At 72.8% G+C, this 15,173-nt stretch carries 12 protein-coding genes; 5 read left to right on the forward strand and 7 right to left on the reverse strand.

Annotation, left to right across the window (positions count from 1 at the left end; all coding sequences use genetic code 11):
- Nucleotides 1-8: 8 nt before the first annotated feature.
- The 5 genes from scpA to CRP30_RS02095 form a co-directional block, all read right to left on the reverse strand.
- On the reverse strand, nt 9-2,216 hold the full coding sequence (gene scpA, locus CRP30_RS02075; protein WP_097182303.1) for a methylmalonyl-CoA mutase: 2,208 nt from the start codon (nt 2,214-2,216) through the stop codon (nt 9-11).
- The gene (locus CRP30_RS02080; protein WP_097182304.1) at nt 2,213-4,183 is read right to left on the reverse strand and encodes a methylmalonyl-CoA mutase subunit beta; all 1,971 of its coding nucleotides are present in this window, start codon (nt 4,181-4,183) and stop codon (nt 2,213-2,215) included. The genes scpA and CRP30_RS02080 overlap by 4 nt, the downstream gene beginning before the upstream one ends.
- Nucleotides 4,180-5,466, reverse strand: coding sequence for an amidohydrolase (locus tag CRP30_RS02085; RefSeq protein ID WP_097182305.1), 1,287 nt, complete (start codon nt 5,464-5,466; stop codon nt 4,180-4,182). The genes CRP30_RS02080 and CRP30_RS02085 overlap by 4 nt, the downstream gene beginning before the upstream one ends.
- On the reverse strand, nt 5,463-6,668 hold the full coding sequence (locus tag CRP30_RS02090) for a glutamate--cysteine ligase (RefSeq protein WP_097182306.1): 1,206 nt from the start codon (nt 6,666-6,668) through the stop codon (nt 5,463-5,465). Before CRP30_RS02090 ends, CRP30_RS02085 begins: the two co-directional genes overlap by 4 nt.
- Before the next feature lie 91 nt (nt 6,669-6,759).
- Nucleotides 6,760-8,259 carry a peptidase M16 family protein gene (locus CRP30_RS02095; RefSeq protein ID WP_097182307.1) on the reverse strand — a complete coding sequence of 500 codons (1,500 nt, stop codon included), beginning with the start codon at nt 8,257-8,259 and terminating at the stop codon, nt 6,760-6,762.
- 108 nt (nt 8,260-8,367) lie between these two features.
- Here CRP30_RS02095 and CRP30_RS02100 point away from each other — a divergent pair, with 108 nt between their 5' ends.
- The 3 genes from CRP30_RS02100 to CRP30_RS02110 are packed head-to-tail and all read left to right on the forward strand — an operon-like array spanning nt 8,368 to nt 11,629.
- A complete protein-coding gene (locus CRP30_RS02100; protein WP_097182308.1) occupies nt 8,368-9,192 on the forward strand; it encodes a purine-nucleoside phosphorylase in 825 nt (274 codons plus the stop codon).
- Nucleotides 9,189-10,007: an NAD-dependent epimerase/dehydratase family protein gene (locus CRP30_RS02105; protein ID WP_097182309.1), complete on the forward strand. Its 819-nt coding sequence runs from the start codon at nt 9,189-9,191 to the stop codon at nt 10,005-10,007. Before CRP30_RS02100 ends, CRP30_RS02105 begins: the two co-directional genes overlap by 4 nt.
- A complete protein-coding gene (locus tag CRP30_RS02110; RefSeq protein WP_097182310.1) occupies nt 10,004-11,629 on the forward strand; it encodes a phospho-sugar mutase in 1,626 nt (541 codons plus the stop codon). The genes CRP30_RS02105 and CRP30_RS02110 overlap by 4 nt, the downstream gene beginning before the upstream one ends.
- A gap of 400 nt (nt 11,630-12,029) precedes the next feature.
- Here CRP30_RS02110 and CRP30_RS02115 read toward each other — a convergent pair whose 3' ends face one another.
- Nucleotides 12,030-12,359, reverse strand: a complete 330-nt coding sequence (locus CRP30_RS02115) for a hypothetical protein (RefSeq protein WP_143278387.1) — start codon at nt 12,357-12,359, stop codon at nt 12,030-12,032.
- A 365-nt stretch (nt 12,360-12,724) separates the two neighbouring features.
- On the opposite strand from CRP30_RS02115, the gene CRP30_RS02120 reads away from it, so the two are divergent.
- A complete protein-coding gene (locus CRP30_RS02120; RefSeq protein WP_097182312.1) occupies nt 12,725-13,288 on the forward strand; it encodes a dihydrofolate reductase family protein in 564 nt (187 codons plus the stop codon).
- Between the two features lie 6 nt (nt 13,289-13,294).
- Here the strand turns inward: CRP30_RS02120 and CRP30_RS02125 are convergent, their stop codons facing one another.
- Nucleotides 13,295-14,572, reverse strand: coding sequence for an ArgE/DapE family deacylase (locus CRP30_RS02125; RefSeq protein ID WP_097182313.1), 1,278 nt, complete (start codon nt 14,570-14,572; stop codon nt 13,295-13,297).
- 136 nt (nt 14,573-14,708) lie between these two features.
- On the opposite strand from CRP30_RS02125, the gene CRP30_RS02130 reads away from it, so the two are divergent.
- Nucleotides 14,709-15,170 (forward strand): Lrp/AsnC family transcriptional regulator, encoded by a 462-nt coding sequence (locus CRP30_RS02130; protein ID WP_097182314.1) that lies wholly within the window; start codon nt 14,709-14,711, stop codon nt 15,168-15,170.
- The last annotated feature ends 3 nt before the right edge of the window (nt 15,171-15,173 follow it).

Here is a 15,173-nt window from a genome sequence, read left to right on the forward strand (position 1 = left end):
CCTGCCGCTCAGTGACCAAGGCGCTCGGACAGCGCGCGCAGCAGGTCCTGCGCCGCCTCCGCGATGACCGTGCCCGGCAGGAACACCGCCGCGGCGCCCATCTCCTTCAGCGTCGGGACGTCGTCGGGCGGGATGACGCCGCCGACGACGATCATCACGTCGTCGGCACCGAGGTCGGCCAGCGCCTTCTTCAGCGCGGGCACCAGCGTGAGGTGGCCCGCGGCCAGCGACGAGACGCCGACGACGTGCACGTCGGCCTCGACCGCCTGCCGGGCGACCTCCTCCGGCGTCTGGAACAGCGGGCCGACGTCCACGTCGAAGCCGAGGTCGGCGAACGCGGTGGCGATGACCTTCTGCCCGCGGTCGTGGCCGTCCTGGCCCATCTTGGCGACCAGGATGCGGGGGCGGCGGCCCTCGGCGTCGGCGAATGCCTCGGCCATGCGGCGGGTCTCCTCCATGGGGCCGGACGCTCCTGCCTCCTCGCGGTACACACCGGAGATGGTGCGCACCTGGCCGGCGTGCCGCCCGTAGACCTCCTCCAGCGCGTCGGAGATCTCCCCGACCGTGGCCTTCGCGCGGGCGGCGTCGACGGCCAGCTTGAGCAGGTTCGAGTCCAGCTCGCTCCCCCGCTTCCCGTCGGCCGCCGCGCGGGCGGCGTCGGTGAGCCGGCGCAGGTGTTCCTGCACGGCCTCGCCGTCCCGCGAGGCGCGCAGCTCCTCGAGCTTGGCCTTCTGCTGGGCGAGCACGTCGGCGTTGTCCACGCGCAGCACCTCGATGGCCTCGTCGGCCTCGACGCGGTACTTGTTCACGCCGATGACCGGCTGGCGGCCGGAGTCGATGCGCGCCTGCGTGCGGGCGGCCGCCTCCTCGATGCGCAGCTTCGGGATGCCGTCGTCGATGGCCTGCGCCATGCCGCCGTGCTCGGTGACCTCCTGGATGTGCGCCCACGCGCGGCGGGCCAGGTCGTAGGTCAGCTTCTCCACGTACGCCGACCCGCCCCACGGGTCGATGACCCGCGTCGTGCCCGACTCCTGCTGGAGCAGCAGCTGGGTGTTGCGCGCGATGCGGGCGGAGAAGTCGGTGGGCAGCGCCAGCGCCTCGTCCAGGGCGTTGGTGTGCAGTGACTGGGTGTGCCCCTGGGTGGCGGCCATGGCCTCCAGGCAGGTGCGGACGACGTTGTTGTAGACGTCCTGCGCGGTCAGCGACCAGCCCGAGGTCTGCGAGTGGGTGCGCAGCGAGAGCGACTTTGGGTTCTTCGCCCCCGCCTCCTTCACCAGCTTCGCCCACAGCAGCCGCCCGGCGCGGAGCTTGGCGACCTCCATGAAGAAGTTCATGCCGATGGCCCAGAAGAACGACAGCCGGGGCGCGAACGCGTCGACATCCATCCCGGCGGCCTGGCCGGCCTTCAGGTACTCCACGCCGTCGGCGAGGGTGTACGCGAGCTCCAGGTCGGCCGTCGCCCCGGCTTCCTGGATGTGGTAGCCGGAGATCGAGATGGAGTTGAACTTCGGCATCCGCTGCGAGGTGAACGCGAAGATGTCGCTGATGATCTGCATCGAGGGCTTGGGCGGATAGATGTAGGTGTTCCGCACCATGAACTCTTTGAGGATGTCGTTCTGGATGGTCCCGGTCAGCTGATCGGGGCTCACCCCCTGCTCCTCGGCCGCCACGATGTACAGCGCCAGCACGGGAAGCACGGCACCGTTCATGGTCATCGACACCGACATCCGGTCCAGCGGGATGCCGTCGAAGAGCTGCCGCATGTCCAGGATGGAGTCGATGGCCACGCCCGCCATGCCGACGTCGCCGGGCACCCGCGGGTGGTCGGAGTCGTAGCCGCGGTGGGTGGGGAGGTCGAAGGCGACCGACAGGCCCTTCTGCCCGGCCGCGAGGTTCCGCCGGTAGAACGCGTTGGACTCCGTCGCGGTGGAGAAGCCGGCGTACTGCCGGACGGTCCACGGCTGCGTCGTGTACATCGTGGGGTAGGGCCCGCGGAGGTACGGCGCGACGCCGGGATAGGTGCCGAGGAAGTCCAGGCCGTCCAGGTGCTCGTGCGTGAACAACGGCGGGACGGCGATGCCCTCCGGCGTCTCCCAGGTCGACTCCTCCACACCGCGGCCGGTGGTCTCCTTGAAGGCCTTGGCCCAGTCGTCGGCGGTGGCGCCGGCGCTGGGGCGGCCCAGGTCGACGGACCCGAAGTCGGGAATCCGGCTCATCGCTCCCCCTCCCGGGGGCCGAAGTGGCCACTTCGGCCCAGCAGGTGCTCGTGCGCGGTGCGCAGGACGGACAGGGCGTCACACCCGGCGAAGAGATAGCCGTCGACACCGTCGACGGCGAGGTCCGGCTTGCCGGCCAGCCAGACCTGGGTGGCGCCGGCGGCCCGCAGCTCCTCCGCCAGGCCCGCGGCGGCCTCGGCGTAGTCCTTGTCGGTGCCGCAGATGCAGGCCACCGTCGTCCCCGCCCCGGCCAGCCCCGCGGCGCCGTCCCCGGACGGCGTGGCCAGGCCACCGGCCTGGAACAGGTTGCCCGCGAACGTGGCCCGTGCGGTGTGCTTCGCGACCGGGCCGATGGTGGCGAGGTAGACGGCCGGCCGCTCGCCGCCCTTCGATGACATGGCCGCGTCGGCGGCGTCGCGCAGCGCCTCGAACTCCTGCGCGGCCCGCACCTTCGGCAGCCCACCGGACGGCGCCGACCACGCGTAGGGCTCCCGCGCCGGCAGCTTCTCCGTGAGGTTGGGGAACTCGCTGACGCCGGTGATCGCGTCCGTGCGGGTGGCCAGCCGCTTCGCCCGGGCGTCCCAGGCGGTGGCGATCCGGTCGCGGACCAGGCCGGAGTCCAGCGCGGCGACCAGCCCGCCGGCCCGCTCGATCTCGGTGAACCAGTCCCAGGCCGCCTGCGCGAGGGAGTCGGTCAGCGACTCGACGTACCAGGAGCCGCCGGCCGGGTCGAGGACGCGCGCGAGGTGCCCCTCCTCCACCAGCAGGCGCTGGGTGTTGCGGGCGATCCGCCGGGAGAACGGGTCGGGCAGGCCGAGCGCGGCGTCGAACGGCTGCACGGTCACGACGTCGGCGCCGCCCACGCCGGCGGCGAAGCAGGCCACGGTGGTGCGCAGCATGTTGACCCAGGGATCGCGCTTCGTCGTCATCACCGAGGAGGTGACGGCGTGCTGGCGCTGGGCGCGGGCCTCGGGTGAGGCGCCGCTGACCTCGCCGACGCGGTCCCACAGCCGGCGGGCCGCGCGCAGCGCGGCGATGGTCGTGAACTGGTCGGCGCCGGCGCCGTAGCGGAACTCGAGCTGGCCGAAGGCCTCGTCGATCCCGAGGCCGCCGTCGGTGAGCGCCCGGAGGTAGGCCACCCCGGCGGAGAGCGAGCAGCCGATCTCCTCGACGACCGACGCCCCGGCGTCGTGGAAGACGGTGGCGTCGACGACGACGGAGCGGAGACCCCGGTGGGCCGCGGCACGGCGGGCCACGTCGGCCAGCCCGCTGAGGTCCTGCTGCTCCCCCGTCGCCGCGTGCACGGCGAGAGGGTCCAGACCCAGCGAGCCACCGGGCGCGAGATCGTCGCGGCCCTCGACCAGCGCGAGGAACGCGTCGGCCGCCGGGAGGCCGCCGGTCACCGCCACCGGCGCGAGGTCGAGGTAGACGTCGGCCAGCACGTCGCCGAGCCGGTCGGCCGGGATCGCGCCCTCCCCCACGACGAGCCACAGGGAGGTGACCCCGTTCTCCAGGTCGGCGGCGATCGCCTCCGACGTGGCGGCGACGTCGGGGTGGGCATGCCGCTGCCGGACGTCCCAGGCGCCCGGGGCACCCCCGTCGGCGCCACCGGCTGCGCTGACCTCCGCCGAGCCGGCCGGTCCGCCGCCCGGCCGGGCGCCGCGCACGAAGGGCGGCAGGCCGGGCACGCCGACCGCGGTCGGGAGGTCCGCCGCGTCGTCGGCCGTGTACAGCGGGGCCACCGTCACGCCGGTGGCGACCGTGCGGCCGAGCGCGTCCTCGACCGGGTCGGGGAGGTCCTCGCGGCCGGCCTTGCGCAGGACCCCGGCGACGAGCTCGCGCCACTGCTCGCGCGTCGCGGCGTCGAACTCCGCGGCCAGGGACAGGTCGCTCGGGACCGCGTGCTCGGCCGGGACGGCTGCCTCAGCAGGAGCCGCTGCGTCGGTCTGCTGGTCGGTGGAACTCATCCTCGGTGGGGCTCCTCGTCGACGGGACGGCCTGCAGTGTCTCCGGGGGCGGGACGGCGCGTGCGGGCGGGTGGGGGTGGCCCGGTGGACGACGGCGCCGCGTCGGCCACCAGCGCGTGCAGCGCGGTCCGCGCCAGCAGCCGGACGCCGACGCCGATCGCGCGCTCGTCGACGTCGAACGTGCCCCGGTGCAGGTCGAGCGGTGGCCCGCCGCCGTGGGTGCCCAGCCGCGCCAGCGCGATCGGCATGACGTCGGCGAACCAGCCGAAGTCCTCCCCGCCCATCGACTGGGGCGAGAGCACGAGGTGGTCGCTGCCGACGGTCTCCAGGGCGGCCGTCCGCAGCAGCGCGACCGCGCGAGGGTCGTTCACCACCGGGGGGACGCCGCGGATGTAGTCGACGTCCACCTCGGCGCCGGTGGTGGCGGCGACGCGCTCGACCAGCGAGCGCATCAGCTCCTCGGCGCCCTTCCACGCGTCGCGGTCGAGCACGCGGACCGTTCCCCGCAGCTGCCCGCGCTGCGGGATGGCGTTGGCCGCGACCCCGGCGTTGACCGCGCCCCAGACCAGCGACATCCCCGTCCGAGGGTCGACCTGCCGGGACAGCAGGCCGGGGACGTCGGTGATCAGCCGACCGAGCGCGTCCACGAGGTCGACGGTCAGCTGCGGGCGGGCGGTGTGCCCGCCCGGGCCGGTGAGCGTGACGTCCATGCGGTCGCAGGCGGCGGTGATCGGACCGGTGCGCAGGCCGATCGTGCCGGCGGGGATCGACGGGTCGCAGTGCAGGGCGAACGCGCGGGACGCCCCGTCGAGGACACCGGAGGCGACCACCTCGGTCGCGCCGCCGGGCACGGTCTCCTCGGCCGGCTGGAAGACGCAGCGCACCGTCCCGGGGAGGCCGTCCAGCGACGCGAGGGCGACGGCGACACCGAGCACGACGGTGGTGTGCACGTCGTGCCCGCAGGCGTGGGCGAGCCCCTCGCGCGTGGAGGCGTAGGGCACGTCCTTGAGGTCGGCCAGGGGCAGGGCGTCGATGTCACCCCGCAGCACGACGACCGGACCACCCGAGCCGACGTCGACGGTCAGACCGGTGCCCGTCGGGAGCCGGCGGGGCGTCAGCCCGTGGTGGCGCAGCCGCTGCTCCAGGAAGGAGGTGGTCTCGAACTCCGCGTAGCCGAGCTCGGGATGGGCGTGCAGATGCCGCCGGGTGGACGACAGGGCCGCCTGGTTGGAGGCGACCCACTCGTCGACGGCGGCACCGAGCTTCTCGACGACCGGCGTCATGCCGCGTGTCCCCCCGAGCAGTCCGCCGGACCGGGAACCGGGCCGGTGGGGGTGCCGGCCGGGCCGGAGGCGGGCAGGCCGTCCCGCATCTCGCCCAGCAGACTGTCGACGACCGGCCTGAGGTCGCCCCCGGACTGCAGGGCCACCGCGCGCTGCCGCTGGTAGGAGGCCCCGACCGCGAGGACCCACTCGACGTCGCGGAGCTCGGCCTCGCAGTCGAGCCGCTTCGCCGTCGGCGTGAGGTCCTCCACCAGGTCGAGGATCGCCTGCCGGACGGGCCGGACGGTGCCCTTGTCGTCGACGACGATGTCGGCGTCGAGGCCGTACCGCGCCGCGCGCCACTTGTTCTCCCGGAGCACCCAGCCGGCCGGCGTGGGCAGCGTGTAGCCGCGGTCGAGCTGGGTGTCGAACTGCTCGACCAGGCACTGCGACAGGGCGGCCACCGCGCCGATCTCGTCCAGGGTGGGCAGGCCGTCGCAGATGCGCAGCTCCACCGTGCCGAAACCGGGGTGCGGCCGGACGTCCCACCACACCTCGCGGACGCTCTCGATCGAGTTCGTCGAGATGAGCGTCTCCATGTAGGCCTCGAACTCGTCCCAGCCCGACAGCTGGTACGGCAGCCCGGCGGTCGGCATCTGCTCGAAGACCTTGGTCCGGGACGACGCCAGGCCCGTGTCGCACCCCACCCAGAAGGGAGAGGACGAGGAGAGCGCCAGGAAGTGCGGGATGTACTGGCACAGCGCGTTGACGATCGGGATCGCCTTGTCCGGCGACCGGACGCCGACGTGCACGTGCACGCCGAAGATCTGCAGCCGGCGGGCCAGCCACTGCATGCGCTCCACCAGCTCGAGGTAGCGCTCCTTGGGCGAGATGAGCTGGCTCTGCCAGTCGGTGAACGGGTGCGTGCCGGCGCACATGAGCCCCAGCCCGCGCCGTTCCGCGGCGGCGCTCACCTCGGCGAGCGTGCCGGCCAGGTCGGCCTTGGCCTCCGAGACGGTGCTGCAGATCCCGGTGATGATCTCGATGGTCGACTGCAGCAGCTCGTGCTTGGCCTTCGGGTGCTCCTCGGCCCCCTCGGGCCGGATCTCCTCGAGGATCTCGACGGCCCCCGCCGTCAGCTCACGCGTCTCGCGGTCGACGAGCTGCAGCTCCCACTCCACGCCGAGACTGGCGCGCGACGACGACTCGAAAGGGATCTGCACGTCGGAAGTCTAGGTTCGATCACCGGCCGCCACCCGGTGGCCGGGCACGATCACCCAGGTCGGTGAGCGGTCCCCGGACGGCCTCGCCGGGTCAGTCCACCGGGGCGCGAGGCGCCGGTATCCGGCGCGACTCGGGCGGCGGCGCCAGCCACAGATGCGCCGGGATGCGCTCGCGCACCGCCGCGACCGCCTTGCGCCCGTACATCTCCTCGTGGACGACGATCCCGCACATGTTGCGGCCGACGACCTGGAAGCCCTTGCCGTCGTCCGCCGGGACGACGGCCTCGACCGCCGGCCACGGGATGAAGTGCCCGTCGCCGTCGGCGTCCCCGTGGGCCAGCCCGTCGTCGGTGACGACGATGCGCAGGCGGGCCGACTTGTTGACCAGCCGCGTGAGCGCCGGGGTCCGGAACGTCGTGCCGCGAGGCAGCTCGGGGACGTAGTCGCACATCAGGCGGCGGTGCAGCCCGTGGATGCCCGTGAACCCGGCGGCCTCGGGGACGTACAGCACGGCCGAGCGACGGGCGGCCGCCAGCGCGGCCGCCACCCGGTCCGGGGTCATGGCGCGCCAGTCGGTCAGGACGTCGGCGATCGGGTGGAAGGGGATGCCGGCGATCGCGCAGTACGCGGCGTCGGCCAGCTCGGCCTGGACGACGCCGTCCGCGTCGCCGTCCAGCTCCTCCTCGAAGCCCGCGACGGCGTGCCGGAGCTCCTCCTCCGTCGGGCCGGTGGTGGACAGCGCCTCGTACTGCTCCCACAGGATCCGGGCGACCTCGCTCTCCTGGCCCTCGCGGGCGTCGATGACGACCGCCACCTCGCGCAGCGCCGGGTGCAGGTCCAGCGCCATGGAGTCCGCGTGGTAGCTCAGCCCCCGGGCGTGCCGGGCGATGTCGCGCACCCGCTCCTTGAGGACCTCGATCCCGATGCTCATCGCCGGGTCGTAGGTGCTGCCGGCGCTGAGGAGCAGCCCGACCCCGGGGGCGAAGTACTGCGTCCAGACCGGCGCGGACTGCGGTCGCGGCGGCGGCAGGAACCGCTGCGGGCGGGGACCCGACGGCAGGGACAGCGAGAGCCCCGCCTCCGGGAGCTCGCCGTGCCACCAGAGGGCGGCGTTCTCGCGCACGAACCAGCGGCGGGCGTGCGCCCGCACGACCTCCTCGGTCAGGTAGGCAGCACCCGGCCCGCCGGTGGCGACCAGCCCCGGCCCGGCCAGCCGGTACCGCGCCGCCCACAGCGAGCCGTAGGTGGAGTTCCCGGTGGAGCAGTCCTCGGCCTGCAGGACGCCGATCTCGGAGTCCAGGCGCTCGGTGGGGAGGTCGCTGATCGCCCGGCAGACCCCGTCGACGAACGCGGCCACGGCCTCCGGGCGGCCGGTCGCGTAGAAGGCGGTGACGTCGACGTCGGTGACCGCGTTGCACTTGAGGTGGGACTTGGGCAGGGCGCCCATCACGAGGTGTTCCACGAGGTGGGTCACCTCCGCCGTCGCGAATGTCTCGTCGCGGTGGCCGACGCCGAAGACGAGGGCCGCTGTGACGCGGTCGGGACCGGCCTCGGTGAGGACCGGGACGCCGTCGAGCTCGATGCGCTGCACCCGGACATGGTCGGTGGCGCCGGTTGCGGAACCGGGTAACACGCCGGGTCGGTGACGACTGAGACGGGGGTGACCATCGGTGCGGCGTCCCTGCGTTAGCGTCCGAGCGTGACCCAGCCCCCCGGAACCCGGCCTCCCGGAACCGACACCGCAGCACAGGCCGCCTCGGCCGCCGAGGCGCTCACCGCGGCCCTCGGTGGCCCGCACGACGTCGCCGTGGTGATGGGCTCCGGCTGGGCGCCGGCCGCCGACGCCTTCGGTCCGCCCACCGCATCGGTCGCCATCGGCGACCTGCCCGGCTTCGCCGCCCCGACGGCCGTCGGTCACGGCGGCGAGGTCCGGTCGGTCCGGGTCGGTGACCGGGGTGTGCTCCTCTTCCTCGGGCGCACCCACCTGTACGAGGGGCGCGGCGTGGACCCGGTCGTGCACGGCGTGCGGACGGCGGCCGCGGCGGGCGTGCGGACCCTGATCCTCACCAACGCCGCCGGCGGCCTGGCGACCGATCACCGCGTCGGCCAGGCGGTGGTCATCAGCGACCACCTCAACCTGACGGCGCGCTCACCGCTGGTCGGCGCGAACTTCGTCGACCTGACCGATCTGTACTCGAGGCGGCTGCGGGCGCTGGCCAAGGAGCTCGACCCCTCCCTGGTGGAGGGCGTCTACGCGGCGCTGCCCGGTCCGCACTACGAGACGCCGGCCGAGATCCGCATGCTGCGCACGCTCGGCGCCGACCTCGTCGGCATGTCCACGGCGCTGGAGGCCATCGCCGCCCACGCCGAGGGCCTGGAGGTCCTCGGCCTCTCGCTGGTCACCAACGCCGCGGCGGGCGTCACCGGGGAGAAGCTGGACGGCGACGAGGTGATCGCGGCGGGCAAGGCGGCAGCGGGACGGCTGGGGCAGTTCCTCGTCGAGCTGATCGGGCGCCTCCCGTGAGCGGCCTCGTCCTGGTCACCGGGGCGGCCGGACGCATCGGCACCTGGCTGCGCGGCGGCCTGCCGGAGCGCGGCTGGGCGGTGCGCTCGCTGGACGTCGTCCCGGTCCCCGACGTGCGCCCCGGCGAGGAGCAGGTCGTCGCCGACGTCACCGACCTGGTGGCGATGGTCGACGCCACCGAGGGGGCATCCGCGGTGGTGCACATGGCCGGCATCTCCGGGGAGTCCACCTGGCCGGCGATCCGCCACGCCAACATCGAGGGCACCTTCTGCGCGCTCGAGGCCGCCCGGCTCACTGGCGTCCCCCGCGTGGTGCTCGCCAGCAGCAACCACGCCACCGGCTACACGCCGCGTCCCGACGGCGGACTGCTCCGCGAGGTGGACGCCCCGCCGAGGCCGGACACCTACTACGGCGTCTCGAAGGTCACGATGGAGGCGCTCGGCTCGCTCTACGTCGACCGCTACGGCCTGGACGTCGTCTGCCTGCGGATCGGCAGCGCGTTCCCCGAGCCGACCACGACCCGGCAGCTGTCCACCTGGCTCTCCCCCGACGACACCGTCTCGCTGGTCGACGCCGCGCTCACGACGCCGTCCCCCGGTTTCTCGGTCGTCTGGGGCGTCTCGGCCAACACCCGCAACTGGTGGGACCTCTCGGCCGCCCGCGCGCTGGGGTACGAGCCGCAGGACGACGCGGAGGTCTACGCCGAGGCGCTGATCGAGGTGCACGGTGAGCCGGACCTCGGCGACCAGGTGCACGGCCGCGTCGGCGGCGAGTACACGACCGCGGAGTTCGACGCGGAGCACTTCTCCGCATGACCGACGACCTGATCGCCACCGCCCGGGCGTGGGCGGACGCCGATCCGCATGCCGGTGACCGCGCCGAGATCGAGGCGCTGCTGGCGTCGGGCGACACCGCCGAGCTGGGGCGCCGGTTCGCCGGGCCGCTCACCTTCGGGACGGCGGGGCTGCGCGGACCGCTGCGCGCGGGACCGGCCGGGATGAACGCCGCCGTCGTCACCCGGGCCGCCGCGGGGCTGGCCCGGCACCTGGCCGACGCCGGGCATGCGGGCGGTGGCGTGGTGATCGGCTACGACGCCCGCCGCCGGTCCGACGAGTTCGCGCACATCTCCGCCGCGGTGCTGGCCGGGGCCGGCTTCGCGGTGCAGGTGCTGCCGAAGGCGCTGCCCACGCCGGTGCTGTCGTTCGCCGTCCGGCACCTGGGCTGCGCCGCCGGGATCATGGTGACCGCCAGCCACAACCCGCCCGACGACAACGGCTACAAGGTCTACCTGGGCGACGGCGCGCAGCTGGTGCCGCCGGCGGACCGGTCGATCGAGGCCGCGATCGCGGCCGTCGGCCCGGCGCGCGAGGTGCCGCTCTCCGACGACTGGCTGACCCTCGGGGACGACGTCCAGGTGGACTACGTGGCCGCGGTCGTCGACGCGCTGGAGCCGGCCCGCGTGCCCCCCCGTGGAGATCTGGTCGTGGCGTACACCGCGATGCACGGGGTGGGCGCGGAGACGACGCGCGTGGTGTTCGCCGCCGCGGGATTGACTCCGCCGCAGAGCGTTCCGGAGCAGGACTCCCCCGATCCGGCCTTCCCGACCGTCGCCTTCCCGAACCCGGAGGAGCCCGGCGCGACCGACCTGCTGAAGGCGCTGGCCGAGCGGATCGGCGCCGACGTCGCGATCGCGGAGGACCCGGACGCCGACCGCTGCGCCGTGGTGTGCGGCGGCCGGCAGCTGACCGGTGACGAGGTAGGCGCGCTGCTCGCCGACTGGCTGCTGCGCCGGGGCGTCCGGGGGACGTACGCGTCGTCCCTGGTGAGCGGCTCGCTCATGCACGTCATCGCGCAGGCAGCCGGGCAGCCGTCGGCGGAGACCCCGACCGGCTTCAAGTGGATCATCCGGGCCGGATCGGATCAGGTGCCGCTGGTCTACGGCTACGAGGAGGCGCTGGGGTACGCGGTGACGCCGACGGTGGCGCGGGACAAGGACGGCATCTCCGCAGCGCTCGCCGTGGCGCTGCTGGCGGCGAAGCTGAAGGCAGAGGGTCGGACGCTGCTGGACCGGCTGGACGAGCTGGCGCAGGAGCACGGGTTGTTCGTGACCGGGCAGCTGTCGGTGCGGGTCGAGGACCTGTCGCTGATCTCCGACGCGATGGCGCGGCTGCGGGCCCGGCCGCCGGCCACCCTGCTGGGCCGCCCGGTGCAGTACGCGGACCTGGCGCTGCAGGACCCGCCGGTCGACGCCGTCCGGCTGCTCGGCGACGGCGTCCGGGTCATCGTCCGGCCCAGCGGCACCGAGCCCAAGCTCAAGGCCTACCTCGAGACGGTGGTCCCGGTGCACGAGGACGCCGGCCTGATCGCCGCCCGTGGCCGCGGCGAGGACGAGCTCGACCAGCTGCGCACGGAGATGTCTGCGGCCCTCGTCCTGTAGGCAGTGCCCCTGCGCCGGCTTGCCAGCCAGTTCACGCTGGCGTGTGTGTCCACGTGTCCACAGCTTCCTTGATCCGTTGGCTCGCCTGGATCGCGGACTGGGTAACCCGCCACGGTCGATCGTGTCCATCTCGCTGTGCAAGCGGCTCCCACGGCTCCCGGAACCCATCCAGGCCGATCAAGCAGGCATACATTCCCCATACCTGGACGCCGTCGCCTTCACTGAGCTGCACCGCCACATCGAGTTCAGCTAGGGACGACTCGGCGGAGCGATCAGAGAGCAATAGATTGACCAGCTGGTGGCTCTGTTCGAGGACCGCATTGAGGGGGCCACCGGCCGACTCATAATCATGCGTCACAGCACTTCAGCTGCGCCTCGCCAGATAGTGACCATCTAGGGCTCATACGGAACGAAAAGCGGAGTATTCACTAAGGCGACCTCGACCAATGCGGCGCACGGCGTCCACGCCCTTCCATTCTACTAGCGAGCTTATCGCCGACATCATCAACGCTTGTCCTTCTCTCGTCTCAATGGTCACCTCGAAGACGAACTCCCCCTCGGCACCTGCGTCCACCATGACGTATCTATCCTGGAGGTCAATGCGAAAGCGACACGTCTGCGAGCCACCATCGACGGCGATGTAGTCACTGACCTGCTCTACGATGCACTCGTATCCTGCAAGCAGCTTGAATACCATCTCCCTCAGCTCCATATGGAGATCCATCTTCACCTCCTGAACCTGATTGATCCGAACTTGATACTGGTTCGCGCTAGTTCGAGTCTGCGATGGGATCCCTTGAGGCCGATGCGAAAATTGTAGAAGTTTCCCACACCGACCCGCGCATACCGCACCCCCGCACTCAGCTCCGCGTGCGCGAAGTGGCGGCAACAGACCAGGGACGGCGTCACTGGACCGTCAACGCGCGACCGAACGTGGACGTGTCGTATCGCCTCCCTCATGAGCAACCGACGCCACAAGTTGGCTCGTGAGAGCGTTCCGCTCCGAGCCGCCGCGCGCGGTAAAGCCGGTACCGATGAGCTTGTCGCCCGCCGACGGTCTTCTCTGCCGAAGTCCTGGAACCGAAGGGAAGCTCGATGCGCAACGTGGTCGTACACATGGGGTTGTCCCTCGACGGGTTCTTCGAGGGGCCGGACCGGGACATCAGCTGGCACAAGGTCGACGAGGAGCTGCACCAGCACTTCAACGAGGAGCTCGCGACGAGGAGCGCCTTCCTCGAGGGGCGCGTGACCTACGAGCTCATGGAGGAGTACTGGCCCGGGGCCGATCAGGACCCGGACAACCCGGCGGTCATGCAGGAGTTCGCCGGCATCTGGCGGACGGTCCCGAAGATCGTGTTCTCCCGGACGCTGCAGGAGGTCGGCCCCAACGCCACGCTCCGGGCGGAGGTGGATCCCGACGAGATCCGCGCCCTGAAGCAGCAGCCCGGCGGTGACATGACGGTCGGCGGCGTCGACCTGGTCGAGACCTTCCGCCGTCTCGACCTGGTCGACGAGTACCGCCTCTACGTGATGCCCGTGGTGATCGGCCGGGGGCGCCGGTTGTTCGAGTCGGCGGACACCCCGACGGACCTCGACCTGCTGGAGGAGCGCCGGTTCGGCAACGGCGTCGTCATGCTCCGCTACGCCGTCCGGCGGTAGTCCGGCTCAGCCGTCGTGGGTGCCGCACGTCCGGAGCGCGGTGAGGACCAGCGCCTCGACGACGCGGACGACCTCGTCCACCTCGACCGCCTCCTCGGGGCCGTGCGCCAGCCGGACGTCGCCCGGCCCGTAGTGCAGCGTCGGGATCCCGGCGTCCGCGTAGAGCCGGAGGTCGCTGCCGTACGGAGCGCCCCGCTCGCGCGGCGCGGGGCCGCCGGTGACGTCGGCGTGCGCCGCGGCGACGACGCCCGCCAGCGGATGCCCGTCCGGGAGGCTGCCGCCGGCGAACTGCCCCCCTGACCAGGTGACGACGGGCGGGTGGTCGCGCAGGTAGGGGTCGGCCTGGGCCACCACGCCCACCCAGTGCTCCAGTTCGGCGCGCGCGACTGCCGGGTCCTCCTCGATCCGCAGGCCCAGTCGGCCTTCCGCGACCAGCCGGTCGGGCACGCTGCTGGACCAGTCCCCCGCCTGCACCCGGCCGATGACCAGCGGGTACGGGGTCGGGTACTCGCGCATCAGCGGCTCGACGATGCGGTTGCGCTCGGCCTGCAGCGACTGCAGGCCCATGTGCAGTCGGACGTAGGAGTCGATGGCGCTCGACCCGGCGTAGGGCGTGGCCGCGTGGGTGGCCGCGCCCGGGACCTCGAGGGTGAACGTGAGCGCGCCGGCGGCGCCGGTGATCAGCGTTCCGCTGGTCGGCTCGGTGATGACGCAGGCGTCGCCGGTGTGACCGCGCCGCAGGGTGCCGAACGCGCCGAGTCCGCCGTCCTCCTCGCCGATCACCAGGTGCAGGGCAAGCCCGCCCCGCAGGCGGACGCCCGAGTCGCGGATCGCGCGCACGGCGGCGAGGTTGGCGACCACGCCGGCCTTCATGTCGCACGCGCCGCGGCCGTGGATCCGGCCGCCGACCAGCGTCGGCTCGAACGGGGCCGTCCGCCAATGCGCGAGGTCGCCCGGCGGGACGACGTCGACGTGCCCCTGCAGCACCAGCGCCGGGACGGCCGACTCGCCCGTCTGCGTGCCCACCAGTCCCCAGGCCTCCGACCGGGGGGCCTCGCTGCCGGGGAAACCGTCGGCCGCCGAGAGCGCCGCGACGTCCATCGACCACAGGTCGACGTCCAGGCCCAGGGCGTGCACGTCCTTGGCCAGGAGGTGCTGCACGTCGCTCTCGGCGTCGGTCCCGCTGATGCTCGGGACGGCGAGCAGGTCGACCAGCGAGGCCACGACCGCGTTCCGGTCGATCGCGGCGAGGGCACGCTCCTCGGCGCGGGTCAGGTCGGCCATTCGGGACGCTCTCCTCGGCTCGTGCGGCGGCGACAGCGAGAAACGTAGAGCCGAGGTGGGTGTGAAGGACATTGCGAATCGCAGCGCAATCACGCTGATTTGTTGCGTTCACAGCGCCGAAACGCAAGGATCAGGCATGCCCGATCTCGACGACCTGAACCACCGGATCCTCCGGGTGCTGCTGCGCGACGGTCGGAGCACCTACGCCGAGATCGGCAACGAGGTGGGTCTGTCGGTCTCGGCGGCCAAGCGCCGCGTCGACCGTCTGGTCCGCGACGGGGCGATCCGGGGGTTCACCGCCGTCGTCGAGCCGCAGGCCATGGGCTGGGACATCGAGGCGGTCGTGCAGCTCTACACGAACGGGACGGTGCCGTTCGAGACGATGCGCCGGGACCTCGAGCACGTCACGGAGATCGTGGAGGCCTTCACCGTCGCCGGCGCCGCGGACGCGATGGTCCGTGTCGTGGCCGGGGACGTACCGCACCTGGAGCGGGTGATCAGCCGGTTGCGCGGGCTGTCGTACGTGCAGCAGACCGACACCACGATGCTGCTGTCGGTCCTGGTGCGACGGCCGAACGTGCCGCAGACGGCCCCCTGACCC

Source organism: Blastococcus haudaquaticus (assembly GCF_900230285.1).
Taxonomy (GTDB): domain Bacteria; phylum Actinomycetota; class Actinomycetes; order Mycobacteriales; family Geodermatophilaceae; genus Blastococcus_B; species Blastococcus_B haudaquaticus.

What these genes read in the sequence shown, in the direction of transcription:
- scpA (WP_097182303.1), bottom strand. Translation starts at nt 2,216, where the DNA reads ATGAGCCGGATTCCCGACTTCGGGTCCGTCGACCTGGGCCGCCCCAGC.
- CRP30_RS02080 (WP_097182304.1), bottom strand. Translation starts at nt 4,183, where the DNA reads ATGAGTTCCACCGACCAGCAGACCGACGCAGCGGCTCCTGCTGAGGCA.
- CRP30_RS02085 (WP_097182305.1), bottom strand. Translation starts at nt 5,466, where the DNA reads ATGACGCCGGTCGTCGAGAAGCTCGGTGCCGCCGTCGACGAGTGGGTC.
- CRP30_RS02110 (WP_097182310.1), top strand. Translation starts at nt 10,004, where the DNA reads ATGACCGACGACCTGATCGCCACCGCCCGGGCGTGGGCGGACGCCGAT.
- CRP30_RS02120 (WP_097182312.1), top strand. Translation starts at nt 12,725, where the DNA reads ATGCGCAACGTGGTCGTACACATGGGGTTGTCCCTCGACGGGTTCTTC.
- CRP30_RS02125 (WP_097182313.1), bottom strand. Translation starts at nt 14,572, where the DNA reads ATGGCCGACCTGACCCGCGCCGAGGAGCGTGCCCTCGCCGCGATCGAC.
- CRP30_RS02130 (WP_097182314.1), top strand. Translation starts at nt 14,709, where the DNA reads ATGCCCGATCTCGACGACCTGAACCACCGGATCCTCCGGGTGCTGCTG.